Source organism: Synechococcus sp. BL107 (assembly GCF_000153805.1).
In the GTDB taxonomy this organism is placed as follows: domain Bacteria; phylum Cyanobacteriota; class Cyanobacteriia; order PCC-6307; family Cyanobiaceae; genus Parasynechococcus.
This window is the reverse complement of record NZ_DS022298.1, coordinates 2,252,602-2,277,162: the sequence shown is the minus strand read 5'-3', so window position 1 is coordinate 2,277,162 and position 24,561 is coordinate 2,252,602. Positions and strand designations below refer to the sequence as shown.

Sequence of the window (24,561 nt, the reverse complement as noted above, 5' to 3'; positions counted from 1 at the left end):
CCAGATCGTTCCGACCGTCTCATCCTGGCCTGAATTGGGCATGGATTGCACTCAGTCACACGTCAAATTCATCTTTCCTGGTTTCCACCCGTTGAATTGCGTAGCGTCAGCTCAACGTCAGTCAGGGATGGTCGGGGTGTCAGATCGCACGCGCTTTTTTGTCACGTCTGCATTGGTTGGAGGTGCATTGGCGAGCGGGATGTCAGTGCTCCCGCTACTCCTGCCGCAACCTCCTGTCAGTGCCCGTGCGGTTTTACCCCGGACGTCGTTCGTGGCAACAGCGGTGAAACGCAGTGGACCTGCCGTTGTCACCTTGGAAACGTCGCGGACGATGCAAAGTCCAAGCTTGTCTGGGTTGCCGGAGGGGATCAGGCTCAATCCCTTGTTTCGCAACTTCTTTGGAGTTGTGCCTAGAGGAGCTCCATCGCGTCCACGCGTGCAGCGAGGCCAAGGCAGCGGAGTGTTATTCGATTCCCGGGGTCTGCTCCTAACGAATGCCCATGTTGTTGAGGGGGCAGAGCAGCTCACGGTTGGTTTGTCGGATGGACGTCGTGTGAAGGGACGGGTGATTGGCACAGACAGCCTGACTGACTTGGCGGTTGTGCGTTTGGAAGGAGAGGGGTTGTGGCCGGTCGCGGCTCTCGGAAATTCAGACAGCCTCAATGTTGGCGATTGGGCGATTGCCGTAGGGAATCCCTATGGATTGGAAAACACCGTGACGCTCGGCATCATCAGCAACCTGAATCGAAATGTTTCTCAGCTTGGGATCTCAGGCAAGCGTCTTGATCTGATCCAAACGGATGCTGCGATTAATCCTGGTAACTCTGGAGGACCGCTGCTCAATGCTGAGGGCGAGGTGATTGGCATTAATACCCTGGTGCGTTCCGGGCCTGGCGCCGGCTTGGGGTTTGCGATCCCGATCAATCGTGCCAAGGCCATTGCCTCGGAATTGGTGGCCACGGGCAAGGCGCGCCACCCCGTAATTGGGATTGGTTTATCGCGGGTCCCTGCAGATCGTCCAGGCGAACCAGCACCGAATGGTGCCGTGATTCGGTCGATTCAAAAGATGGGGCCAGCTGACCAGGCAGGGCTTCAGGTGGAGGATGTCATCACCGCCGTTGACGGACAAGCCGTTGATGGACCAGCCGCAGTTGTCAGTGCGATTGAGCGCCGTGGGGTGGGAGAAACTTTGACCCTTCAAATCCGTCGAGCAGGCGATTCGAAGATTGTTCGACTCAAGCCTGTTGATCTGTCGTTCTTCGATCCGAGATGATCGGGAAAAATCTTGAAGCGGCCAACGAAAGCGAGCGTGATCACTCGTCGTCGGAATCGCGTAGCTGGTCGACGCAGCGCGTGATGCACTCGCCGTCGTCTAAAGAGCAGGTTGTGATGCACTCGAAATAGGTTTCAACAGCGTCCCAGGTCTGCTCGTGGGGCTCCGAGGCTGTCATCGATAAAGCAATGCCGGGAGTGGAGGAGCCAGGACCTAGAGCCATTGCCATCGCGTCTACGGTTGAGTTTTGTCAGCTTATGCACATCATTTGATTCGGTAAACACAAATAAGTCTTCCTGCCTAAAAGTCTGTGTACTTTTCCCCCAGGCGGATGAAAGTCCAGTTCAGACCGACTTTTTCTTTCGGGCGGTACGTGCCTTTTGTTTGTCTTTATTGGCCTTTTTCTTGGCATCACGTTGAGCAGCCAATTCTTTTTCCCGGGCTTCAGCTCTTTCCTCTTCTTTTTTCTCGAGGTAGTAGCTGTAATCACCTCGATACAGAACGAGCTCACCATCACGTAGTTCAACGATTCTGTTGGCGACTCGGGAGATGAAATAGCGGTCGTGGGAGACCAGAAGTGCAGCGCCTTCGTAGGCCATTAAGGCATCTTCCAGCATTTGTTTAGCTGGGATGTCGAGGTGATTGGTTGGTTCATCCAGCACCAAAAGATTGCATGGGCTCAGCAGCATTAATGCCAATGCCAAACGTGCTTTTTCTCCACCGCTGAGTTGGCCGACATCCTTGAAAACGCTGTCGTTGCTGAAGCAGAAATTGCCGAGCAAGGAGCGCACCTGGGTTTGCGTCCAGTCGGGAACGGCCTCGTACATCGTGTCGATCACGGTTTTGTTGAGGTCGAGGGCTTCCGCCTGGTTTTGTTCGAAATAGCCCGCCACCACGTTGTGTTCACCAAGTTGTGCGATCCCTTCATCGGGGATTTCTGCTCCCATCACGAGGCGCAGCAGGGTCGACTTCCCCGCACCATTCGGGCCAACGAATGCAATTCGGTCGCCTCGTTCGACTTCTAAGTCCGCTCCAAGGAACAGAATTTTGTCGCCGTAGCTGTGGGTGAGATTCTCGAACAGGGCAACTTGTGCCCCAGATCGCGGAGCAGCGGGAAAGCGAAAGCTGGGCCCTGAAACGCTTTCTACAGGGGCCTCAACCAGCTCAACTTTGTCGAGTTGTTTCTCACGGCTTTTGGCCTGGGTGCTCCGGGTGGCACTAGCTCGGAAGCGATCGATGTAGGCCTGTTGGGTGGCGATTTCCTTTTGCTGGCGTTCAAAGGCCGCTTGGGTCGACTGCTGCTCCAGTTGTTTGAGCTCGAGGTGGGAGGTGTAGTTGCCGAGATAAGAGCGGGAGATGCCGCGCTCCGTTGACACGATTTGGTTGCAGACCCGATCTAAAAAAGTCCTGTCATGGCTGATCACGACAAGGGCAGCGCTCTGCTCCAACAGATATCCCTCGAGCCATTGGATGGTCTCCACATCCAGATGGTTGGTGGGTTCATCAAGGAGCAGTAAGTCAGGGTCTTGCAAGAGAATTTTTCCAAGGGCAATGCGCATCTGCCACCCGCCCGAGTAATCCTTCACCGGCCGCTCGGCACCAGCGGCGCTGAAGCCAATGGTCGGGAGCAATTTGTCGATGCGGGCATCAAGTTCGTAGCCGTGTAGGCCCTCAAATCGACTTTGGAGCCGGCCAAGCTCATGAATGAGCTCATTGAGATGATCTGGATCCTCGGCCGCTTTCTCAGACCCCATCTCCTCTTCCACTTCCCGCTGGCGGTTGAGAACCGTGGCCGCTTCCCCAAAGGCTTGAAATAGCTCTTCGCGGACGCTTCTCTCTAAGTCGACATCAAATTCCTGTTGGAGATAGGCGATGCGTGGCGAGCCTTGGCGAACCACTTGTCCGCTGCTGGGTTCTTCAAAGCCAGCGATGAGCCGCATTTGCGTTGATTTGCCGGCTCCGTTCACACCAACAAGGCCGATGCGATCGCCAGGCTTGACCTCCCAGGTCACATTGCGCAGCACTTCGCCGGTGGGATAAATCTTGCTGACTTGCTCGAGTCTCAGCAACGGTCCGGAGCGTGATGCATCCATCATCCCTGTCGGCAAACTGGAAACGTTTCCATGGCGTCGACAACGTGCTGAAACTCGAGCAGTTTGTGGCTCTGGTCGTGGCAGCGGGTCTTGCCATCGTCAGTTACATGCTGTTCTTCAGTTGGGCTGGCGGCGGTGGCTATGAGCCGCGCCAACCCAGACGCGATGAGCTGTCGCGGTTGGAATCGTTCTCAGAATTAGCTTCAGCACGAAAGTCTTGATGCTCTTCCGTGTGGCAAGAGCCCTTCACTCTCCACTCAGAGGCTTCACCTCTAGAGGCCGCCGCGGGCTTTCACTAGCCATCGATTGCTGTCGTCGTCGTCAAGGCTTGCCAGATGTGTTCGCACGTCCTCTGGGGTTACGGGTAGTCCTAGTTGCTCCCCTAATCCGCAGATCGACTCCATCGCACCGCTGGGGTCTTGCAAAGCCTGGCGGAACAGGGCTTGTGTTTGTTCTGGATTGCTGCTGATTTGGGCGTAAAGGGCTGCGGCATTTGAACTCATCGCGGAGCTGACCACTGCTGTAACGCTATTCAGATCTGCTGGATTCGTCAGGCAGCTTGTTCAAAGCCTTCATCGCGTTGCCCGAGGGCTGACGCGTCTTCCATGCTCCGTGCATCCATGCAAAGAACTTTTCTTAGCTGGGCATAGTTCGCGGCCTGTGAGCCACGACCTTCTTGAACGGCGGTGTACTCCGCTCGCTGCAAAACGTGGTGGAGGTGAGTCAGCAAATAGGTGCTTACCACAGCCGACACGAGCACATCGCTGTTTTCAGGGCCGCGTCGAGGACTGCGCGTTCTACTGCGTCGCGGGGCGGTGCTGCGCCGGGATTGCAGCGTGGGCTTGGATTTTGGCGTGGACTGAGATCTGGACTGGGTCATGCGCGGAGCACTCCGAGGAGGACCAGTGCCCTCAACATAATCATGGATACTACCCTTGACCACCTCTGTACACTTGCGGGTAACTGAAAGTCGTTCTGACGATCCGGTTGTGCCCACTCGACAGACGTCAGCCAGCGGGAAGCCCAAGTCCCCCAGGATCCAGGTAGTCCTTCCGGAGGATTTGTGTGCCCGCTTAACGGCCCTCGCTGAGTCGGAGTCTCGGACGGTCAGCAACATGGCGCGTGTGCTGATCCAGCAGGGGGTCCAGCGCCAAGAGCAAGGTGAGGCCCCTGTAGAAAAGCCCCTCAGTCGTGAGGAACGCTTCCGTTCAGCCCTGGAATTCCAGCAACCCCGACGACTGCGGGGCGCGCCTCGTCGATTGCGGCTCTACCGGCCTGGTTAGCCAGGGTGCACCAATACGCCGAGAACACTCTCTCGACTGGCTCCGGTGATGGATGGTGCGTTGGCGGGATGCTTGCGCTGATGCCACCAGGCCAGCAGAGCAAACACCAGAGCCTCCCGTGCTTCCACTGGCAAACCCAACGCTTGGCTGCTGATCAATTGGAGGCCGCGGCAGCGTTGTTGCAGTTGATCCATCAGCACAGGGTTGTGGCGGCCCCCTCCAGCCACGATCAACTCCAGGGGGCGAATCCAATCACGCTGCATCAGTTGCTCGAGGTCTTGGGCCACCACTGCGGCGCTGAAGCTGGTCAATGTGGCCACGGCATCTTGGCTGGAACAATCCCGGCCCAAGTCGTTGAGACGTTGTTGCAGGTTGGCGCGTCCGAATAACTCGCGACCCGTTGATTTTGGTGGTGGGGATTGAAAGTACGGCTCTTGTAGCCAACGACAAATCTTCGTTTCATCGCTGTAGCCGGCTTGTGCCATGGCCCCGCCACGATCGAAAAGCAGTGTTCCGTTGCTGAATTGTTGAACGGCGAGGTCGATCAAGCTGTTGGCGGGCCCGCAATCCCATCCCTGCACGGATGCATCACGTTCGGGGCCACAGCAGGGGGGGATCAACGTGAGATTGGCAATGCCGCCCAGATTCAGTAGGGCGCGCCAGCCCTTTGTTCCGCCCAAGAGTGCTGCATCGGCCTTCGGGACTAGAGGTGCGCCTTGACCGCCGAGGGCGAGATCTGCTGCACGAAAGTCGTGCACCACAGGACGATCTAACAGTTGAGCGAGGAGGGGAGCCTGGAGAAGTTGCCAACTGGCACCCCGCTGCTGGGATGTGGGGGGGCGATGCCAAACGGTTTGGCCATGGCATCCCACCACCACTGCCTCTCCGTGGGGGTCGCAGGATCGTGCGGCCGTGGCTTGGGCCTCTGTAATTGCTTCAGTTAGATCAAGCCATTGATTCGCACGGCCCGGTTCCCCTTGCCCAGCGCTGATAACCCTGCGGCGTAGATCCTCGGGGTATGGACGATGCACATGCCGAATCAGATCCCATTGCGGGTGGTTTGGCGACCCTCGAAAGTCGGCCAGAACGGCATCCACCCCATCGGCACTGGTGCCGCTCATTAGGCCGAGACAGCGCATGGCTTACATCTTTGGCAGGCGCTGAAGGTCGTCGATCAGGCCCATCACCACGAGCAAATGCCCGAGTTCGAGCACATGGGATGCCGGTGGGTTCACCGTCAGGCTGCTCTGGGGACCAGCGGCCAAAACGTTGACCCGGAAGTTTTTCCGGAGGTTGAGGTCCCGTAGGGAGCGCCCCACGAAGAGTTCCGGAACTTTGATTTCTTCGATGCAGTGTTGCTCGTCTAGGGCGAGTCGCTCCATCAGGTTGGGGCGGACAAGCTCGAGTCCCAGGCGCTCACCTTGCATTCTTGAGGGGAAGATCACCCGATCGGCTCCAACCCGTTTCAACATTTTTTCGTGCAGATCACTGGTGGCCCTAGCGATCACTTGCTTGACCTGACTCCCTTCACTGTCTTTGACGATCAACGTTGCGGTGATGCTGGCTTCAATCGGTTCGCTGATGGCCACGACAACGGTGCCCATATCCAGCACTCCGGCTTCCCGTAGGGATTCTTCGTCGGTGCAATCGACCACCCGGGCTTCCACGCTGGGCTCCACCTGTCGCAGTTCCTCAATGGCCCGAGCGGAGCGATCCACGGCCAGGACGTCCGCACCGTTTTGCAGCAATTCTCGGCAGACCGCGATGCCAAACCGTCCCACACCAATGATCGCGAAGCCAAGGCGCTCACTGCCTTGTAACGGGCTCCATTGCCACCACTCCTTCATGACGTTGAGCCGCTTGGGCTTGGGTTGCACTCAGACATACAGGTCTTCGCGGGGATATCCAACCCGATTCTGGCGTTGGATGTGAATTTGCTCTCGCGTTGCGGCTTCCCAGATTGCGCTGAGCAGCAAAAGGATGCCGAGACGTCCCACAAACATGCCGACTAGGAGCACGCCTTGGCCAAATCGACTGAGTTCTGCAGTAACCCCTAAATCGAGCCCCACCGTTGCGAACGCCGAGATGCAGGTGAACAGCATCTCCAAAAATGTGAAGGGGTCTTCGCCATTGAGGTTGCTGCCGATACTGATGAGCAGTGCCATCCCCAGCACGAACAGCAGCGACGCAACGGTGATGCCAACCGCGCGCAGCACCACCTTGTCTGCGATCTCGCGGTTGCGAATCACCACAGCGTCTCGTCCCCGCAGGGTGGAGCGGGTGGCGGCCATGAGCGCTGCCACCGTTGTGGTTTTGATGCCACCGCCCGTGCCGCCAGGACTGGCGCCAATGAACATCAAGGTCATCAGCAGCAACAAACCGGATTCGGTGATGTTCTCCAAAGACAGCGGAATGGTGGTGAAGCCAGCCGTGCGGGCTGTGACGGATTCAAAGAGGGCCGTCAACCAGCGTTCCGACCATGTCATTTCAATAAACACCCCGCCCTTGTTCAGCCACTCGGTCATGGCGAGGCCTAAGGCCCCAAACCCAATGAGAAGAAAGGAGGTGCGCAACACCAGTCGGGAATGCAGGCTCAGACGTCGGCGGCCGCGGCCACGGCGCAACGCCTGGGTGGCGAGGTCACTGGTGACTCTCCAACCCAGTCCTCCCGTGATGATGAGCACCATGACCACGCCATTCACAACTGGATTGGCGTGGTAACGCTCCAGGCTGTCTGACCAGAGTCCAAATCCAGCATTGTTGTATGCAGAGATGCTGTGGAACACCGCGGCCCACAACCTCTCCCCACGATTGGGAATGTCGTCGAATCCGTAGTTGTAGAGCACCAACGCGCCCAACAAAATCACCACAAGGGCGGTGAGGATGATGGCGCGAAAGGTGCTCCCCACTCCTCCTACGCCAAATTCGTCCAGGGTTTGGCCTCGGTCCAAGCGGCGGCGTAGGGCAGTGCCATGCATCACAAACCCTTGAAGGAAGGTGGTGATCGCCATCAATCCAAGTCCCCCCGTCAGGATCATTAGCGCCAAAACCACCTGGCCAAAGGCGGTGAGGTCGACGCTGATATCGATGATGGAGAGTCCGGTGACGGTGATGGCTGATGTCGCCGTGAATAATGCCTCCCAAAGCCCCACGCGGCTGTTGGAACACAGCGGCGTGGCGAGCAGCAATGTTCCGAGAAACACCACCAGCAAACCCGTCACCACAGTGAACTGCGGCACGGTGAGGCGCAGGCGCCAGCCCTGGCTTCGCTCAATGGCCTTTCGGATGGGCAAGGGCTAAGCCTCAGTGCGACCAGTGTTAGTCAGGATCAGCCGTAATGCCAAAGGATCAGTGCCGGGATCAATGCGGTCATGATCAGTGTCAGTCCTAAGCCATAGCGGGTGACATCGAGAAATCGATACCTGCCTGGGCCGAACACCATCAAGTTGGTTTGATAGCCCACGGGGGTGAGGAACGATTGACTTGCCCCAAACAGCACGGTGATCAAGAGGGCCAAAGGGGAGAGTCCGAGGGCAGGAGACAGTTGCACTGCCACGGGGGCTAACAGGGCCACCGAGGCGGCATTGCTCATGACTTGGGTGAGGAGGGTGGTGCCAAAGAAGATCGCCACAAGCGCGAAATAAATGGGCCAGCCGTCTAACCACTGCTGCACTCCAGCGGCCAGAGCATCGGCAAGACCTGTGGTTTGCAGTGCCACGCTGAAGCTGGTGAGGGAACCGAGCAGCAAAATCACATCGAGACGGATCGAACGTTGTAGTTCTCCAAGACGTAGGCATCCGGTTGCCACCACCGACACCATTGCGAGCAAAACAGCTGCGACAAGTGGGATGGGAGTGATGGTGGGCAGCAGCAGCATGGCAATGGCGATACTGACCGCCACGGGTTTGCGACCCACCGTGGGGAGATCGTCTTCGAGCCGGTCGAGCACCAGCAGGTCATTGCTCGCTTGCAAGCCTCGGATCGAATCAAACGGTGCTTGTAGAAGCAACACATCGCCTTCTCGGAGCACCACTTGACCCAGCCGTTCTTGAACGGTTTCTTGGCCGCGGCGTAGGGCTAAAACCGTGGCGTTGTGCCGTTGCCTAAACCGCAGTTCTCGCAGGCTGGCTCCGGCGAGGGTAGAGCCCGCTGGTAGCAAAACCTCCACAGTTTTCTGGCCACTGGCTTGGCTGGTATTCAGGCTTGAGCCAGCGTTTTGCCCTTGGGTTGTCAGTTGCACGGTGTGGTCCTGTTGGAGACGCAAGAGGTCGTCTCGCGTGACTCGCAACAACAGGTGATCGCCTGCTTCCAAGCGACGGTCGGCTAGGGGAGGAAGGAGGCGTTCTCCCCCCCGTTGGATTTCAAGGACATCGACATCAAACCGGCGTTGGAGTCGACTGTTTAACAGTGATCGTCCGACTAATTCTGACGCGGAGGGGATGGTGACCTCGGTGCAGTATCCGCTCCGTTGGGGGCTCAAGTCATCCAACTCCTTACCGCGGTCTGGGAGTAAGGCACGGGGCGCTAAGACCAAATAGAGCGCACCAACAAGCCAAATGGGCAGGCTGATCAGCGTGAACGTGAACAACTCGAAAGACCCATAGCCAAGTTGCTGACTGATGTCGCTCACCAGCAGGTTCACGGAGCTTCCCAACAGCGTGAGCGTTCCTCCAAGCACTGTGGAAAACGACAAGGGAAGCAGCACCCTTGAGGGTGAAATTCCATGGCGATGGCACCAGTTCTCAACCACCGGGAGCAAGGACGCCACCACAGGTGTGTTGGGGACCACCCCGGAGACGGGTGCAATCACAAAGGCCATCAGCGCGATCAGTCGCCTTGGAGACCGGATCCGCTCTGAAGCAATTAAGCCACGCAATCGATCGAGGGCTCCACTCTTGAATAGTGCAGCTGAGACGGGGAAGAGTCCGAGCAGCGTGATTAAGGCCGGACTCCCAAAGCCAGCCAGGGCTTCTTGGGGACTAAGCACTCCACAGGCCAGCAAGAGCCCCAGGCTCAGCAATCCGGTCAACTCCGGAGCCAAAGCTCCAGTGATGAACAGAATCACTGCAAGTCCGAGGACCGACAAGGTGATCAAAGCGTGCGGTGTCTGAAGCGCGCTGATCAACTCGGTCATTGCGCCAGATCGTTTGTCGTCATCGCTGTGGATTCTGCATCGGAATCAAAAAATTGCCTGCGCAGCCAGTCTTGAAGGCCCTGTAGGCCATCCCCCCGGACAGCGGAGAGAAACAGTGCATCGGGTTCCTGGTCGCGAATGGAGTGAATCGCTTCGAGGTCGCAGCGGTCGATTTGATTGGCCACCACACGACGAAGGGCTGAACTCCCCAAGGAATCAAGCAAGCGATGCACGGTGCTGAGCTGACTAATCCAATCTGGATCGGCAAGGTCAACAACGATGAGCAACAAATCGGCATCCAGGGCTTCTTCGAGGGTGGCGCGAAAGGCTTCCACCAAAGGTTTGGGTAGGTCGCGGATGAATCCCACCGTGTCGGTGATCAACATGCGTTGGGGGCGTTCTCCAGGGCGAGGTAGATCGAGTTTTCGGGTCGTGGGATCGAGCGTGGCGAACAATTTGTTTTCTGCCAAGACGCGATCGCTTTCCCGTTGTCCGCAGAGGGCATTAAGCAGACTGGATTTTCCGGCGTTGGTGTAACCAACCAATGCAACGCGTGGCAAGCCACGACGTTGATCGCGAAGACGGCTGCGATGGGCTTGCAATTGCTGTTGATCCCGCAGAAGTCGTTCAATTCTTCGACTGATCGCTCGACGGTCTTTTTCCAGTTGGGTTTCTCCAGGACCGCGGGTTCCAATGCCGCCCCCTTGCCGGGACATGCTTTGGCCGCGGCCTAGGAGCCTCGGGAGTCGATAACGCAATTGGGCTAGTTCCACCTGAAGACGACCTGCCGCACTGCCTGCCCTTTGGGCAAAGATGTCGAGGATGAGCTCGCTGCGATCTGAAACCGGGCAATTCACAAGGCGCTCGATGTTGCGCGCTTGAACCGGAGTGAGCTCACGATCGGTGATCACCAGCGAAGCACCGTTTCGCCGGACCTCGAGGGCGGCCTCTTGGAGTTTCCCTTTCCCCCAGAGGGTTTGGGGATTCGTGCTGCCGCTTTTTTGGCTCATCACAGCGACAGGTTGACCACCGGCACTGCGAACCAGACCCTCTAGTTCCGCCAGTTCACGTTCGCTTTCAGACGAATCTTGGCCGATCAGTGTGAGTAAGAGCACGCGCTCCATCCCCTGAGCTGCTTGGGCGATGGGTTGGGAGCGCTCGTCGTCTAACTCGCGTTCGCAAAGGTCCCGCAGGTCTCCTGTTTCTTGGTGGTACCAACCATCCGATTCATTGGAATCCGGGTACAGGAGTTCGGCTGTTCGGATTCCATCGGCGCCGGGTTTTGGGGCAAAGCGCAACCACTGCCGGGGTGCGATGTCCAAAGCCACAACAGCATCGGCTGGGTCTGCATTCAAGCCGTCTCGACAAAAAGGGCAGCTCACCAGTCGCCAACCGCCGCTTTGGCGACGGGGGGCTTGGGGTAGATGGTTCAGGGGGGAGTCGTTGCCCGAGAGGGGTCCGAGCCACAGGAGTCGGCAAAGGCCCCGTCCATCAATGATCAGGTGCAGTGGGGTTTTGAGTTCCAACACAAGCTCACTCAGTCGTTCCAGGGTGAGCAGCTCAAGCCCGTCCTCTGGATGGCGGCGTTGACTGAGGCGATCGAGCTGACGTTCCTGGCTGCGACGCAGGCCTTTGGTGCGGCCACCGAGATGGGCTTGTTTCAACGGTTCAGCAACCAGGCACCGGCGGAGCGAACCCCAACGGAGAGGCCAGGCATACGGGTGAGGTAGGTCGCTCGGCGAAGTTGAAAGGCGAGCGGGCCTGCGAGGGTGATTCCCAGTCCAGTCAAGGTGGCGTCTCCGATGCCGAGGCTGAGCATTTCTCCTCGATCCTGGAATTCGAAGGTTTGAGGCTCTTCCCCAGCTTGCAAAGCAGCGATGGCATCACCCACGGCTTCTCCCTGCTGCATCGCAACTTGAGCATTCGCTGGGGCTGGGTGATCGCCGTTGCTGGCAATATCCCCAATTGCGAAGACATCACAACTGTCTTGGAGTCGCAGATCAGCGTTGATGGTTAGGCGACCTCGATGCGATTTAGGGAGGGGCTGAACAGACGGCAGATTGACCTGACTGCCTGCTGTCCAGATCAAACCCTGGTGCTCGATCTCCTCTCCTTTGGCGAACACCACCCGATCGGCTTCAACTCTCGCGACGTCCGTATTCAGATGGAGACAGACGTCTTTTCGTTCCAGGGCAGCACTGGCTCGTTCTCGATTGAAAGCCGAACTATTGGGAAGGATGCTGTCCCCTTTTTCAATGAGATGAATCCTGGCGGTGCCGTTCAGAAGATCTGCCAGCTTGCAGGACAGTTCCACTCCGGTCGGTCCTGCGCCAACAATGGCGAGTGCTGCATCGGCCCGTCTCTGGTGGACCAAATCCTGGATGCGTTGACGCAGCTCTCGAACATCGCTGAGGTTGCGGAATCCACGGCTGTGTTCCTTCACGCCAGGAATGCCGAAATCGTTGGGTTGTGATCCCGTGGCAATCACCAATTGCCTCCAGGGGATGCGCTCCCCAGAACGTGTTTGCAGGGTGTGATTCGAACGATCGATGCTCAACACCTCGTCTTGCAACCAACAAATGCCGTTGTGGCTCACCAATTGGCTGTACTGAGGAGCCACTTCCCACTCCTGCAGCTCATGGCTGAGCAGTTCATAGAGCAATGGTTGAAACAGAAACTCTTTCCGGGGTTCGATTAGCACCACATGGCAGTGAGGCAAACGTCTTTGAATCGCAAGAGCCGCAAACCACCCACCAAAACCGCCTCCGACAATCACCACGGCATTCGCCGAAGACGTTGGTGATGTCATGGTCGAATCGAGCTTTGTTCAACGATAGGCAAAGTGTCAGAACCGGCGACAGGGGAGGATGGCCTGATGACGGAGGGTTCTGACGGAATGGTGCGCACGTCGGCGGAGGTCGAGGCGGCCCAGCAGGCTGATCTGCGGTCTGAATGGCTGCAGCAGAACCGCTCGGTCTTGGGCGGTTTGGGTCCTCAGGACCGCTTGGCCTGGGCGCATCAAACGTTTGGTGAGCAGTTTGCGCTTACCACCAGCTTCGGTATCCAGTCGTCGGTGCTGTTGCACATGTTGAGCCAGTTGCCGGGGGGGAAGGCGGTCCCGGTGATTTGGGTCGATACCGGTTATCTCCCTGCAGAGACCTATACCTATGTCGAGCAGCTCATGGGCTTACTCGATATTCGTCTGGTTGTGGCACAAAGTGTGATGTCACCAGCTCGGATGGAAGCCCTGCATGGTCGCCTCTGGGAAACCGGCGCGGTGGCTGATTTGGAGCTCTATCACCGGATTCGCAAAGTGGATCCGTTGGAAGAATCGTTGGCTCAGCTTGATATCCAGTGTTGGGCCAGTGGGGTTAGGCGAGGGCAGACGGATCACCGCCGCTCAATGACGACGTTGGATCCAATTCGAGACAGGCTCTCGCTCAGACCGGTTCTGGATTGGACCAAAAAGGATGTTTTTTATTACATGAACGACAACGATTTGCCCCAGCATCCCTTATTCGATCAGGGCTATTCCACCGTGGGTGATTGGCATTCCAGTGGTCCGGATGGTGGGGATCTCAACGGTCGGGATACGCGTTTCGGAGGCTTAAAGCAGGAATGTGGCATTCACCTGCCTCAGGAGGAGGTGGAGGGACTCTTGGGAGAAGGCATCTGACGTTGACATCCCAACACTGCAAGCGGGTGTTACTTATCGGCAATAGCCGATGGCACTGGGGAGAACGGGACGCTTGCGGGATGCACTTTCACCATGGCTCGCCAGATCTAGCTCGTCTTGACGGGGAGCTGGGGGGATGGGCGGCAGTCGGACCCGTTCCAGCGCAGTTGACATCAGCTGCATTGGAACGACGCATCACGCTCCGGAATGTTCCCCTGGCTGGTTGTCCCCCTTGGTTGGGGGTGGATCGGGCGATTGGTGCCTGGGCTGGATGGACCCGCAGTTTGGCTTTGTCGTTGGATCTCAGTTCCGGACTGCTGCTGGTCGATGCCGGCACGGTGTTGAGCATCACGGTGCTGTCGCCAGGCGGAGAGTTTGTCGGTGGTCAGCTCATCCCTGGCTACAGGCTTCAGCTACTGGCGATGACGAAAGGGACAGAGGCTTTGCCTGAGATGGTTTTTGCTGCTCCTGGACAAGAACCCTTTCCAAAAGACACCGTGGCGGCGATGCGTCGTGGTGTCCTTCAGGCGATGGTCAGCGTGGTTCGGGATGCGCAGAAAGCCTGCGGTGGAATGCTTTGGCTCTGTGGCGGCGATGCAGAGCTCCTCGCAACAGAACTGCGGAGCTCGTCTCCGCAGCTGCAACTGGATCCGGAGTTGCAGCTGCGGGGCTTGTTCGACTTAATGGACGCGTCGGGTTAATCGAGTCCGAGGTCGCTTAGAAGAGCGTCGGCCATTGTTGCTGCCTTCACCTTGAGATAAAGGCGCTCGATGCGTCCCTCGGCATCGATCACAACGGTGTGGCGCATCATTCCCATGTATTCGCGGCCCATGAACTTTTTGAGGCCATAACTGTCGTACAGGCTGGCTACAGCGCAGGGTTCTTCGTCCGTTAGGAGCGTGAAAGGGAGCGAGTGTTTGCTGATGAACTTGGTGTGGGAAGCAGCGTTGTCTTTGCTGATGCCGAACACCTTGATGTTGTGGTCTTCGAAGCGCCCCCAGCGATCCCTGAAATTGCAGGCTTCTTTCGTGCAACCTGGGGTGTCGTCTTTTGGGTAGAAATAAAGGATCACCCGTTGACCTTTCAGCGAGGAGAGCTGAACAGATTCACCGTTTTGATCGGGGAGCGTGAAATCTGGAGCTAGATCTCCAACTTGAAGAGCCACAGGAGTTTGAGATTTGATTGATGGATTCGAGCGTACGGCCTATCAAATCGTTGCTGTTCGAGGGTCTCAAAGCCCTGAAGGCTGAAGTCAAGTGTTCGGCGGTACAAATCGAGCATAATTTGCAAGCGAAGTGCTGTTCAGTACAGCGTTTAGGGGCATTTGTTCTGCAGCAAATCTCTAACTGACCGAAGACTGTTGGCGATTTTTCTCTCGACGGCTAGTTTTTTAATGACATCCCCTTATTTGTCGTCCGTGTTTACTCGTTTCGCCGCTGGCATCCTTGCTGGCGCATCTCTCGCCGCCCTGGCTGCCCCTGCTGAAGCCGGCACCAGCCGCCCTGTGCGTTGGAACACCGGTGGTGCTGTTTGGACCACCACCTCCAGCGAATTCAAAACATTCTTCGAAACCGGCGAAGTCACCGACCGCGCTCTTGATGCCGGCATCAACAACTCTGGTTGGACTGCCGAAGAAATTCAAGAAGGAATGACCAAGAGCTACAGCGTCGACATCATCGGGGTGTCGCGCTTCTTGTATTCCGACGATGGTGTCAAGTTCCTCAAGGATCAGACCGCGTCTTACTTCCCTTACTGGCGCATGAAGAAGACCGCCGTGGTGGCTCTTCGTTCCGCGATCATCGCCGACTCCATCGATGGCGAGATCTCTTCCGCCAGCATCATGGCTGCTCTGCCCGTCGACTTCCGTCTGGCTGATACCTGCGGTACCTACACCGGCGCCCAGAACGTCTGTGCTCCCGACAAGTGCGAAGGCGACGCCCAGTGCACTTCCTTGCTCTCTTGGTATGTGTTCCTGCCCGCTTGCGTTCAGGCCAATTCACAGCTGCCTGAAGCTCCCGTTCGCACCATGGCTCCTGCCCCAGCACGTCCCCTCTGGTGATCAGGCGATAAGCCTTGTTGTCCAAGCCCCGGCATTGCCGGGGCTTTTTTTATGCCTTTTCGATTGGCGCGTTGCGCTGTCCGATGAAGAGCTCATGCCGCATGGGCAGGCGCAACCCGCTGCGTCCGATGCCCTCAAGTTGTTGGCGAAGCAGGGCAAGATCCGTCGGATCAATCGCTCCCATTGCGATGCGGTATGGGGAGCCTTCTGCGAGCCAACGCTCTGCCAAGTCAGGCCCCCATGGAAGGTTCAGGGTTTCCAACCAACTGTCTTGCGATCCACGCCATCCTTCCGCTTCGAAATAGTGATGGGGTTGTGTTTGTGCGGCCAGCCATAACTGCTCTTTTTGAAGGAGTGTCTGAAGCTCAGCGTGGCGGCTGCCGGTTTGAACTAGCGCTCCCGCTGGTCCGGCTTCTGCCCTTGTTGTGAGGAGACGAAGGGTGGTTTCGTCATTGGAGTGTTCGTGAAGTTGGGGCCCTAGGAGAGACCAATCCATCTGTTGAAGATCGGTGGTGCTGAAGCGACCACCGATCCACTCGAAAGCCTGGCTCGTCGGCAACTCGTCGAGTCCTCCGTGGAGAAGCTGGGGACGAAGCTCGAGATCGAGCAGTTGAATTTGGGCCTCGATGCGGTGGCAATCATCAGTGCTGTTGCACAGCATGGTGACGCCTCCCTCCGGAACGGCCCGTAGGGGATCAAGGGCCCAGATCAGCGACCGGGCTCCCAGGATTAAAACGCGATCATGGCGTTGCCAAGAGACGCCTCCCCAGAGGCGTTCGCGGAGCTGATGCAACCGTTCTCCTTCTTGTCCGAGTTGACGCTGAATCCAGCGCTCTAACCCAGGGCTGTCGGGCCCACTACTGAGCAGAAGTGGTTGATCAGCCGCAAGCTCAGCGGCGGCGGCAAGCTGAGCTGCACGGCGAGCACCCATCCGTTCGCGCCGTTCTCCTTCCCAGCCCAGAGCCCCAGGCTGCCAAAACACTTCGCCTTGGAGCGCAGTGGGTAGGTATTGCTGCTCCACCCAATGTTCCGCATAGGCATGGGGATAGCGGTAACCCACGCCATCTCCGAAGGCGTCGCCGTCTCGATTGGCATCGCGTAGGTGGGGGGGGACGTCCTGGCGGTTGGCGTCACGGACGCTCTTCAGGGCATCAAAGAAGCCCAAAATGCTGTTGCTTTTTTCCGTTCCGGCGAGGTACAGAGCGGCCTGTGCGAGGGGGTAGAGGCCTTCTGGCAGTCCGACCCGTTCAAAGGCCGCAGCGCACGCTTCGACCACCACCATCGCTTGGGGATCGGCCAGGCCGATGTCTTCGCCAGCGGCGATCAACATCCGCCGGAAAATGAATCGGGGATTTTCACCGGCTTCCACCATGCGTGCCAGCCAAAACAAAGCGGCATCGGCGTCGGAGCCTCGCAACGACTTGATAAAGGCACTGATGGTGTCGTAGTGGGCGTCACCCTGTTTGTCGTACAGAACAGCCCGCTGTTGGATCGACTCCTCAGCCGTGGTGAGGCTGATGGCGATCGTGCCGTCCGACGCTGGTTCTGAACTTTCCACCGCCAGTTCGAGAGCATTCAGCAGGCTGCGGGCGTCCCCTCCTGCAACATCCACGAGGTGGTTGGCAGCATCCGTATCCAGCACGACAGAGCGTTCGCCGTAGCCCCGTTCTTGGTCTGTGAGTGCTCGTTGCAGAAGCTGGTGAAGGTCTTTGGGTTCCAAGGGCAAAAGCCGGAACAGGCGTGAACGGCTCACGAGGGCTTTGTTCACTTCGAAGAATGGGTTTTCTGTTGTGGCTCCAATCAGGGTGACGGTTCCGTTTTCCACCCAAGGCAGAAGGGCATCTTGTTGGGCGCTGTTGAACCGATGTACTTCATCGATAAACAAAATTGTGCGCAGCCCGTGCCGCTCAAGCCGCTGTTGTGCTGCGTCCACTTCGGCACGTAAATCCTTCACCCCCGCGAGCACTGCATTCAGATTGCTGAAATGAGCACGGGTGTGGTTCGCCACAATCCTGGCCAGGGTTGTTTTGCCCACTCCAGGTGGGCCATGCAAGATCAAATTGCCAACCCTGTCGGCTTTGATCGCGCGTTGGAGGAGCCGACCTTCCGCCAAGATTCCTTGCTGCCCCTCGAATTCTTCCAGGGTGCGTGGCCGCATGCGATCAGCCAGTGGTGCAAGCCGACGCCGCTGTTGTTCTCCGTGGAAGGCGAAAAGATCCTGATTCACCACAGAGGTGTTGATAAAAAGGGTGTTTGCGTCACCAACGTGATCTTCCTAAGAATGGCGCGCTGAATCACGTGGATGGTCCGAATCGGACATTGATTTAGTCGTTAATCTTTTCAGTCTTTTGATTTCAGCGTTGTTTTGATCAATCTGTTGCAACAGCCTGCATAATCCGTTGAAAGACTTGAACATCGTGCGTCATCAGCAGCGACTGATTTTTTCCATCGCCGCTTTGATCACCGTGGGGGCTTGTAAAGCCGAGGGCCCTGCAGCACCCCCCCCGCCAAAAGTGCAGGCGGTGTCGACGCGCATGGCTGAGTTCACTGAGGGAGTGGACACGGTGAGCACCCTGGAAGCCAGCAATCTGGTGGAACTGGCTGCGCAGTCTGCTGGCCGGATTCTTGAATTAAAGATTCGCCAGGGTGATGAGGTTGAACCTGGCCAATTGTTGGTGGTTCTTGATCAAGCCCAGCTTCAAGCCCAGCTGGCTGAGGAGCGGGCGAAAGCTGAAACAGCCAAGATCAATTGGGAGCGATATGACTACCTCGCTCGGGTCGGAGCGTCATCGCAGAAGCAGCTTGATACCTATCGAACACAGTATTTTTCGGCGTTGGAACGGGTGAAGGCCACGGAAGCCAATGTGAGTTACAGCAACCTCAAATCACCGTCTGCAGGAACTGTCGCGGATGTGAAAGCGAAGGTTGGTGATGTGCTGCAGCAGGGGCAAGTGTTCACCAGTTTGGTTCAAAACAATGAGCTCGAAGCGCGTGTGGAAGTTCCGGCTGTGTTTGCTTCACGGCTGGCGTTGGGACAGCCAGTTCTGCTGAGTTCACCAGGAAAGAACGCCGTGATTGCGACCGGTCAAGTGCAATCCATTGATCCTCGGGTTAACTCGCAGACGCAGGGCCTGTTGGTGAAGGCTGTGTTTGCGAACACCGATGGCACATTGCGCGATGGCCAGCGCTTGCGCACCCGCGTGCAAATTGAGGCCAAGCAGGAGCTGTCTGTTCCATTCGCCGCTGTAACACAAACCTCTGGACAGAGTTTTGTGTTTCGACTGGGAAGCTTGGATGAGCTCAAGGCCAATCCAGGAAAAGCCGATTTGGAACGCTTGGACAAGGCATCGAAAGCAGGGAAACTTCCCCTAAATGCCCAATTCGCACTTCAAACCCCAGTGGTTGTTGGTGAGTTGGAAAATGATCTTTACCCGATCAACAAAGGGTTGAAACCCAATCAGAAGGTGGTGACGACCAATCTGCTCAATCTGAAGCACGGAATGCCCGTTCAAGTGCAGCCCGCAGCCGGTGCAGCCGCAATATCTCCCAAAGCAAACTGAGGTTGAACGATGTCTGCTTCTAATAATTTCATCACCAGGCCTGTTCTCAGTACGGTCTGCAGCCTTCTGATTGTGATTGTCGGTTTAATCGCAATTCCAATCCTCCCGATTGAAAACCTGCCGGATATCGCGCCGCCCACTGTGAAGGTTCAGTCCACCTATGTGGGGGCAGATGCCGTGGCTGTGGAGCAGGGTGTCACCTCTGTGCTGGAGCAGCAGATCAACGGTGTGGAGAAGATGGATTACATCACATCCACGAGCTCGTCTGATGGTGTGAGTTCGATTTCAGTGTCTTTCGACAGTGGAACTGATGGAAATATCAATCAAGTGAATGTGCAAAACCGGGTGTCTTTGGCGGAGCCCCAGCTGCCAGAAGAAGTGAGAAAGTCGGGCGTTACGGTTAATAAAGCATCAAATTCAATCCTGCTTGTTTATAACTTTGTAAACGAAGATCCAAGTCAGACCCAGTATTCTGTTGAAACAATTAGTGGCTATCTCGATAAGAATCTAACTGACAATGTAAAAAGGGTGAAGGGTGTTGGTGACGTTACCTATTTTGGTAACCGCAAGATTGCCTTTCGTCTTTGGCTTGATCCTGACAAATTGGTGGCGAATAATCTTTCGGCCACAGACATTGTCAATCAGCTAAAGAGTCAAAACCGATTGGTTCCTGCAGGAAAGATTGGTGGATCACCTGCGCCTGAAGGTCAGGAATTCACATTTACGGTGCAACTTCAAGGCCGTTTAACGACCACGCAAGAATTTGAAAATATCGTTCTTCGTTCGACAGGCGATGGTGGCCTTGTTCGTTTGAAAGATGTTGGTCGGGTTGAGCTTGGTGGTGAAACCTATGGTATCGATGCAATGGATATCAATGGAACTCCTTCTGTTGGTATTGCTATTTATCAGCTATCCGGAAGTAACGCGATTGAAGTGTCCAATGGCGTGAAAAATGTGTTGGAAGAGTTTGAGAAAACTCTTCCTGTTGGCCTTGGTGTTCAGAAGATTTACGACACAACCGACTTCATTAGTCAGTCGATCAAAGGCGTGACGAATTCCCTGCGGGATGCCGTGATTCTGGTGGTGTTGATCCTCTTCCTGTTTTTGCAGAACTGGAAAGCAACCCTTGTGCCTGCCATCGCGATTCCAGTGGCCTTGATCGGAACCTTCGCCCTGGTTCTGGCCTTTGGTTTCTCGCTTAACCAGCTCACCTTGTTTGGTTTGGTTCTCGCAACTGGTTTGGTGGTGGATGATGCCATCACCGTTGTTGAAGACACCTCTGCGAAAAAAGCGGAGGGTTTGACGTCGGTCCAGGCCGCCATCGAAACGATGGATGAGTTATTTGGTGCCGTGATTGCTACATCGTTAGTGAAGATGGCAGTGTTCTTGCCAGTGTTGTTTTTCCCAGGTGCAACGGGAACTATTTACAAGCAGTTTGCAGCAACGATCTTATTTTCCATCGGTATTTCTACGTTCAACGCCCTCACATTCTCTCCAATGTTGTCGGCGTTGTTGTTATCGCGTGAAACAAAGGAGCTCACGCGTCATCAGTACGCCATCGCTGGGGTAACGCTGGGCTTTGTGTATGGCCTCTTAAGTGCTGGCAATGGTGCCATTGCTGCCCTAATCCCCATGGCAGTGGGTGCCTTGGTTGGTTTCATCGCCTCACAAATCACGGGGCTTCCCTTGCGTCTTCCCGTTGCCGCTGGCGGGGCGGCCGTCGGTTTGATCTCCACTGGGGTGCTCTTCTCCAATCCAATTCCCGTGGTGTTGTTCACGGTGATCGGTTTTGTGGTGGGAGGTTTTGTTCCGGTGATCTTCACCAATTTCAATCGCTTTTACAGCGGATTTGAGAAGCGTTACGCCACGGTGCTCGACATGGTTCTCAAGGCACGTCCCATCGTGATGGCCGCCTTGGGTGTGGGCATTTTGCTCACAGGTTTTGCCTTCACGCGTATCCCTGGTGGCTTCGTACCGATTGAGGATCAGGGCTATGCCATCGGCTTTGTTCAAGCACCTGATGGTGTTTCAAACGAAAAAACTTTGGCGATCAACCGTCAAGTGGCTGAGGTGATGCGCTCCGAAGAGGATATTTCTTCTGCTGCATTGTTTAGTGGCGCCAGCCTTGATGGCAACGCTCCAAATAAGGGTCTCTTCTTTATTGGCATGAAGCATTGGGATGAAAGGCCTGGGAAGGATCATTCCGTTGCTGCAATTGTGAAGCGCCTCAATCAGAAGATGTATGGGGCGATTGATGGAGGACGGGTATTTGTGGTGGAGCCTCCCTCGATTCCCGGATACGGAACTGGAGGTGGATTCGAGTTCCAGCTTCTCGATCAGAGCAGTGGTGTGTATTCACTAAACGAATTCTTTGGTACTGCCCAACAAATCATGCAGGCGGGGAATAGCAATCCGATTTTGAATCGGGTTTATTCCCTCTTCTCGCCGCAGGCACCTCAATACAAAATTGATGTGGACCGTGACCAGATGGCCTCTGTCGGTGTCGACTTTGGAACGGCGATGTCGGCCTTCAGTGTGAATTTTGGTGGTGCCTATGTGAACGACACGTTCCAAGAAGGAAAGGTTCGTCGCGTCTATGTCCAGGCGAATGATGTGAGCCGTGCAACTCCCCAAAAGCTGTCGTCGATTTACGTCGGTAATAACAAAGGTGAGCAGGTTCCATTGTCTGAGTTCTTCACCGTGAAGCAGACCGTTGGTCCAAGTGTGATTCCCCATTTCAATCTGTATCGCTCCATCAAGGTGGAAGGAACACCGAATGCGGGTAATAGTTCTGGCCAGGCGATTGGTGCCATGAAGCAAATTTTTAACCAAGGAAACTTCCAGGGCTTGGGCTTCGATTGGACCGGTATTTCAAGGGAGGAAGTGAAAGCTGGTTCCTTGGCAGTTGTGATCTTCGCCCTCGGAATCTTGGCGGTGTTCTTGGTTCTTTCCGCGCAATATGAAAGCTACAGCGATCCAATCATTATCTTGCTTACGGTGCCCACTGCACTTCTCGGTGCTCTGGTGTTCCTTGGTGCTGCAGGCCAGGTTCTCAATATTTACGCCCAAGTCGGTCTGGTGATGTTGATCGGTCTTGCTGGCGGTAACGCCATTTTGATCGTCGATCTCGCCAATCAAAAAATGGGTGAAGGAGAGTCGGCCTTAGAAGCGGCGAAGTTCTCGGCGAAGTCACGACTCAGACCAATTTTGATGACGGCTATCTCCTCCCTCACAGGTTTCCTCCCTCTGATGTTGGCCAGCGGTGCCGGTGCGCAGAGTCAGTCGTCTCTTGGTTTGGTGGTGTTTGGCGGATTGTTGGTGGCCACATTCCTGTCCACCCTTGTTGTGCCCGTGTTTTACGTGGTGATGAAATCCCTTCTGGGGCAGGCCGATGCCAAACCTCCCGAAGGAGGTGATGGCGATGGTGGCCAGACCGTTCAGGTTCAATCGACTCCCTTGCCCAGCTAATGCCGACTTCAAAAAGTGAGTTCGATAGCCGAAAGCCCTTCAGTGGCTCCCGTGCACTAGTGGCTTTGGCGATCGGTTGTGCCCTGGGTGCGGCTGTGGCTTACTTCCTCAAAGTTTTGATCGAGAACACCCCCGCAGAGATCGATATTCTTCGCCTTAGGCTTTTTTACTTAATGGTGATTGCCTCTGGTGGGCTCGGTGGTTTTGCGATCGAGTCGATGCGTCAACTCCAGGAGGACGCATCGGATCCGATCTATCGCCATCAACAAGCTCAGCGCGTGAAACGCTGAGCTTGTTGGATGGATTGATCAGGTTCAATTCATCAGGATCAAGTAATCACGGTGGGTTGCTTCATCCCAGTGCGCTCCTCGATTTCCGCAAGAGCATTGATGGCACGAATCATCTCGCCCAGGGCCACCTGGGGGTCTTGGTTGAGGTCACCGTTGTTGGCTACATAGCTCTCCAGATAGACCCGAATCGTCGCCCCCTTGGTGCCGGTGCCTGAGAGGCGAATCACAACGCGACTGCCATCTTCCAAAAGAATCCTTAGGCCTTGGCCCGTGGTGACTGAGTTATCGATCGGATCGGTGTAGCTGAAGTTGTCAGCATCCCGGATGGTTCCTCCAGCGAAGGGTTGCCCCTTCAGACTTGGCAGCATGGCCTCGAGCCGGTCATAGAGCCCGTGGGCGGCGGTGCTGTCCACGGCTTCATAGTCATGACGTGAGTAGTAGTGACGCCCAAAGCGTTTCCAGTGATCCGCCATGATCTCGGCGACGCTGCACTGCCGTTTGGCCAGGATTTGCAGCCAGAACAAAACGGCCCAAAGCCCATCTTTCTCCCGCACATGGTCGCTTCCTGTGCCGAAACTTTCTTCGCCGCAGAGGGTGATCTGTCCGGCATCGAGCAAATTCCCGAAGAACTTCCAACCGGTTGGTGTCTCGTAGCAGTTGATGCCCAAGTCCTTCGCCACCACATCCACGGCAGCGCTCGTGGGCATCGAGCGAGCTACGCCGGCTAATCCTTTCGCATAGGCCGGTGCCAAGGTGGCATTGGCCGTGAGAACAGCCAGGCTGTCACTGGGATTCACAAAACAGTGGTGCCCCAGGATCATGTTGCGATCGCCATCGCCGTCACAGGCTGCGCCAAAGCGATAGCCATCGCCTTGGAGTAGGAGCTCTGCCAGGTCGTGGGCGTAGGTGAGGTTTGGATCGGGATGACCCTTGCCAAAATCCTCCAGGGGCACGCCGTTGCGGACGCTGCCGGCAGGTGCACCCAACAAACCTTCCAAGATGCGCGTCGCGTAGGGACCCGTCACCGCGTGCATGGCATCGAAGGCGAGCGGGAAGTTGTTGCGAAGCAACCCCTTGATCTCATCGAAATCGAATAACTGCTGCATCAGCGCCACGAAGTCATCCACGCCGTCGATCACCTCCACCGACATGGCACCGATCGAGTACTGGCCAGGCCCCTCCAGTGAAATCGGCATTGCGTCGACGATGGAATAGTGGCTGAGGGTTTTGGTGCACTCAAAAACAGCATCCGTGTACGACGCTGGGGTTGGGCCCCCATTGGCACCGTTCACCTTCACGCCAAAGTCGCCATCGGGGCCGCCTGGATTGTGGCTGGCGGACAGGATGATTCCGCCGATGGCGTTTTTGCTACGGATCAGATGGGATGCCGCCGGTGTGGAGAGGATCCCGCCCGTGGTGACGATTACTTTTCCCAGCCCATGGGCGGCTGCCATGCGCAGGATCACGTCGATGGCACGAACGTTGCCGTAACGACCGTCGCCACCCACCACCAAGGTGCCCCCATCAGTACCTGGAAGTGTGCGGAGTGCGGCTTCGATGAAGCTTTCGAGGTAGTTCGGCTGTTCAAACTGCTTGCTGCTTTTGCGCAAGCCAGAGGTGCCGGGTTTTTGATCGGTGAATGGGCTGTCGAGATGAACCTCACGTTGGGTCGGTTCCGCAGGGGTTGCGCTGGTCATCTCAACGGGTATGGCATTACGCGGAACC

General features: G+C 56.4%; 22 protein-coding genes. 9 read left to right on the top strand and 13 right to left on the bottom strand.

Going from position 1 to position 24,561, the window contains the following annotated elements:
• The first annotated feature begins 127 nt into the window (after window positions 1-127).
• The gene (locus BL107_RS11915) at window positions 128-1,273 is read left to right on the top strand and encodes a trypsin-like peptidase domain-containing protein (RefSeq protein ID WP_009790623.1); all 1,146 of its coding nucleotides are present in this window, start codon (window positions 128-130) and stop codon (window positions 1,271-1,273) included.
• Between the two features lie 40 nt (window positions 1,274-1,313).
• On the opposite strand, the gene BL107_RS12440 is transcribed toward BL107_RS11915, so the two are convergent.
• Window positions 1,314-1,496 carry a hypothetical protein gene (locus BL107_RS12440; protein WP_232193095.1) on the bottom strand — a complete coding sequence of 61 codons (183 nt, stop codon included), beginning with the start codon at window positions 1,494-1,496 and terminating at the stop codon, window positions 1,314-1,316.
• A gap of 121 nt (window positions 1,497-1,617) precedes the next feature.
• Window positions 1,618-3,369 carry an ABC-F family ATP-binding cassette domain-containing protein gene (locus BL107_RS11910; RefSeq protein WP_009790621.1) on the bottom strand — a complete coding sequence of 584 codons (1,752 nt, stop codon included), beginning with the start codon at window positions 3,367-3,369 and terminating at the stop codon, window positions 1,618-1,620.
• On the opposite strand from BL107_RS11910, the gene BL107_RS11905 reads away from it, so the two are divergent.
• Window positions 3,357-3,587: a hypothetical protein gene (locus BL107_RS11905; RefSeq protein ID WP_037988591.1), complete on the top strand. Its 231-nt coding sequence runs from the start codon at window positions 3,357-3,359 to the stop codon at window positions 3,585-3,587. The two genes, BL107_RS11910 and BL107_RS11905, sit on opposite strands and share 13 nt — an antisense overlap.
• 51 nt (window positions 3,588-3,638) lie before the next feature.
• On the opposite strand, the gene BL107_RS11900 is transcribed toward BL107_RS11905, so the two are convergent.
• Window positions 3,639-3,869: a hypothetical protein gene (locus tag BL107_RS11900; RefSeq protein ID WP_006169909.1), complete on the bottom strand. Its 231-nt coding sequence runs from the start codon at window positions 3,867-3,869 to the stop codon at window positions 3,639-3,641.
• 47 nt (window positions 3,870-3,916) lie between these two features.
• On the bottom strand, window positions 3,917-4,246 hold the full coding sequence (locus BL107_RS11895) for a hypothetical protein (protein ID WP_006169910.1): 330 nt from the start codon (window positions 4,244-4,246) through the stop codon (window positions 3,917-3,919).
• Window positions 4,247-4,355: 109 nt separating this feature from the next.
• On the opposite strand from BL107_RS11895, the gene BL107_RS11890 reads away from it, so the two are divergent.
• Entirely contained in the window at window positions 4,356-4,649 is a 294-nt protein-coding gene (locus BL107_RS11890) for a hypothetical protein (protein ID WP_037989074.1), read from the top strand.
• Here BL107_RS11890 and BL107_RS11885 read toward each other — a convergent pair.
• The 6 genes from BL107_RS11885 to BL107_RS11860 are packed head-to-tail and all read right to left on the bottom strand — an operon-like array spanning window position 4,646 to window position 12,592.
• Window positions 4,646-5,788: an anhydro-N-acetylmuramic acid kinase gene (locus BL107_RS11885; protein WP_037988590.1), complete on the bottom strand. Its 1,143-nt coding sequence runs from the start codon at window positions 5,786-5,788 to the stop codon at window positions 4,646-4,648. The genes BL107_RS11890 and BL107_RS11885 overlap by 4 nt on opposite strands.
• A 3-nt stretch (window positions 5,789-5,791) precedes the next feature.
• The gene (locus tag BL107_RS11880) at window positions 5,792-6,496 is read right to left on the bottom strand and encodes a TrkA family potassium uptake protein (protein WP_009790616.1); all 705 of its coding nucleotides are present in this window, start codon (window positions 6,494-6,496) and stop codon (window positions 5,792-5,794) included.
• A 30-nt stretch (window positions 6,497-6,526) separates the two neighbouring features.
• Entirely contained in the window at window positions 6,527-7,942 is a 1,416-nt protein-coding gene (locus BL107_RS11875; RefSeq protein ID WP_009790615.1) for a TrkH family potassium uptake protein, read from the bottom strand.
• Between the two features lie 35 nt (window positions 7,943-7,977).
• Complete coding sequence (locus BL107_RS11870) at window positions 7,978-9,783, bottom strand: SLC13 family permease (RefSeq protein ID WP_009790614.1); 1,806 nt, start codon at window positions 9,781-9,783, stop codon at window positions 7,978-7,980.
• Window positions 9,780-11,447 carry a GTPase HflX gene (hflX, locus tag BL107_RS11865; RefSeq protein WP_009790613.1) on the bottom strand — a complete coding sequence of 556 codons (1,668 nt, stop codon included), beginning with the start codon at window positions 11,445-11,447 and terminating at the stop codon, window positions 9,780-9,782. Before hflX ends, BL107_RS11870 begins: the two co-directional genes overlap by 4 nt.
• Window positions 11,444-12,592, bottom strand: a complete 1,149-nt coding sequence (locus BL107_RS11860) for an NAD(P)/FAD-dependent oxidoreductase (protein WP_009790612.1) — start codon at window positions 12,590-12,592, stop codon at window positions 11,444-11,446. Before BL107_RS11860 ends, hflX begins: the two co-directional genes overlap by 4 nt.
• A gap of 66 nt (window positions 12,593-12,658) precedes the next feature.
• Here BL107_RS11860 and BL107_RS11855 point away from each other — a divergent pair, with 66 nt between their 5' ends.
• Window positions 12,659-13,459, top strand: coding sequence for a phosphoadenylyl-sulfate reductase (locus BL107_RS11855; protein ID WP_037989071.1), 801 nt, complete (start codon window positions 12,659-12,661; stop codon window positions 13,457-13,459).
• A gap of 2 nt (window positions 13,460-13,461) precedes the next feature.
• Complete coding sequence (locus BL107_RS11850) at window positions 13,462-14,160, top strand: type III pantothenate kinase (RefSeq protein WP_232193021.1); 699 nt, start codon at window positions 13,462-13,464, stop codon at window positions 14,158-14,160.
• Here BL107_RS11850 and bcp read toward each other — a convergent pair.
• Entirely contained in the window at window positions 14,157-14,624 is a 468-nt protein-coding gene (gene bcp / locus BL107_RS11845; protein WP_009790609.1) for a thioredoxin-dependent thiol peroxidase, read from the bottom strand. The two genes, BL107_RS11850 and bcp, sit on opposite strands and share 4 nt — an antisense overlap.
• A 228-nt stretch (window positions 14,625-14,852) precedes the next feature.
• Here bcp and BL107_RS11840 point away from each other — a divergent pair, with 228 nt between their 5' ends.
• Entirely contained in the window at window positions 14,853-15,518 is a 666-nt protein-coding gene (locus tag BL107_RS11840; RefSeq protein WP_037988587.1) for an alpha/beta hydrolase, read from the top strand.
• A 49-nt stretch (window positions 15,519-15,567) separates the two neighbouring features.
• Here BL107_RS11840 and BL107_RS11835 read toward each other — a convergent pair whose 3' ends face one another.
• Window positions 15,568-17,748, bottom strand: coding sequence for an AAA family ATPase (locus BL107_RS11835; protein WP_009790607.1), 2,181 nt, complete (start codon window positions 17,746-17,748; stop codon window positions 15,568-15,570).
• A 187-nt stretch (window positions 17,749-17,935) separates the two neighbouring features.
• Here BL107_RS11835 and BL107_RS11830 point away from each other — a divergent pair, with 187 nt between their 5' ends.
• From BL107_RS11830 to BL107_RS11820, 3 genes are read left to right on the top strand one after another with little or no spacing between them, the layout of a single operon-like run.
• Window positions 17,936-19,078 carry an efflux RND transporter periplasmic adaptor subunit gene (locus BL107_RS11830; RefSeq protein WP_156779471.1) on the top strand — a complete coding sequence of 381 codons (1,143 nt, stop codon included), beginning with the start codon at window positions 17,936-17,938 and terminating at the stop codon, window positions 19,076-19,078.
• 9 nt (window positions 19,079-19,087) lie between these two features.
• Window positions 19,088-22,546 (top strand): efflux RND transporter permease subunit, encoded by a 3,459-nt coding sequence (locus BL107_RS11825; RefSeq protein ID WP_037988585.1) that lies wholly within the window; start codon window positions 19,088-19,090, stop codon window positions 22,544-22,546.
• A complete protein-coding gene (locus BL107_RS11820) occupies window positions 22,546-22,836 on the top strand; it encodes a hypothetical protein (protein WP_009790604.1) in 291 nt (96 codons plus the stop codon). The genes BL107_RS11825 and BL107_RS11820 overlap by 1 nt, the downstream gene beginning before the upstream one ends.
• 38 nt (window positions 22,837-22,874) lie before the next feature.
• On the opposite strand, the gene BL107_RS11815 is transcribed toward BL107_RS11820, so the two are convergent.
• Window positions 22,875-24,533: an alpha-D-glucose phosphate-specific phosphoglucomutase gene (locus BL107_RS11815; RefSeq protein WP_009790603.1), complete on the bottom strand. Its 1,659-nt coding sequence runs from the start codon at window positions 24,531-24,533 to the stop codon at window positions 22,875-22,877.
• Between the last annotated feature and the right edge of the window lie 28 nt (window positions 24,534-24,561).

Coding starts and splice junctions, on each gene's coding strand:
- BL107_RS11915 (WP_009790623.1), top strand. CDS start 128: ATGGTCGGGGTGTCAGATCGCACGCGCTTTTTTGTCACGTCTGCATTG.
- BL107_RS12440 (WP_232193095.1), bottom strand. CDS start 1,496: ATGGCTCTAGGTCCTGGCTCCTCCACTCCCGGCATTGCTTTATCGATG.
- BL107_RS11905 (WP_037988591.1), top strand. CDS start 3,357: ATGCATCCATCATCCCTGTCGGCAAACTGGAAACGTTTCCATGGCGTC.
- BL107_RS11910 (WP_009790621.1), bottom strand. CDS start 3,369: ATGATGGATGCATCACGCTCCGGACCGTTGCTGAGACTCGAGCAAGTC.
- BL107_RS11900 (WP_006169909.1), bottom strand. CDS start 3,869: ATGAGTTCAAATGCCGCAGCCCTTTACGCCCAAATCAGCAGCAATCCA.
- BL107_RS11895 (WP_006169910.1), bottom strand. CDS start 4,246: ATGACCCAGTCCAGATCTCAGTCCACGCCAAAATCCAAGCCCACGCTG.
- BL107_RS11885 (WP_037988590.1), bottom strand. CDS start 5,788: ATGCGCTGTCTCGGCCTAATGAGCGGCACCAGTGCCGATGGGGTGGAT.
- BL107_RS11880 (WP_009790616.1), bottom strand. CDS start 6,496: ATGAAGGAGTGGTGGCAATGGAGCCCGTTACAAGGCAGTGAGCGCCTT.
- BL107_RS11870 (WP_009790614.1), bottom strand. CDS start 9,783: ATGACCGAGTTGATCAGCGCGCTTCAGACACCGCACGCTTTGATCACC.
- BL107_RS11860 (WP_009790612.1), bottom strand. CDS start 12,592: ATGACATCACCAACGTCTTCGGCGAATGCCGTGGTGATTGTCGGAGGC.
- BL107_RS11855 (WP_037989071.1), top strand. CDS start 12,659: ATGACGGAGGGTTCTGACGGAATGGTGCGCACGTCGGCGGAGGTCGAG.
- BL107_RS11840 (WP_037988587.1), top strand. CDS start 14,853: ATGACATCCCCTTATTTGTCGTCCGTGTTTACTCGTTTCGCCGCTGGC.
- BL107_RS11825 (WP_037988585.1), top strand. CDS start 19,088: ATGTCTGCTTCTAATAATTTCATCACCAGGCCTGTTCTCAGTACGGTC.
- BL107_RS11820 (WP_009790604.1), top strand. CDS start 22,546: ATGCCGACTTCAAAAAGTGAGTTCGATAGCCGAAAGCCCTTCAGTGGC.
- BL107_RS11815 (WP_009790603.1), bottom strand. CDS start 24,533: ATGACCAGCGCAACCCCTGCGGAACCGACCCAACGTGAGGTTCATCTC.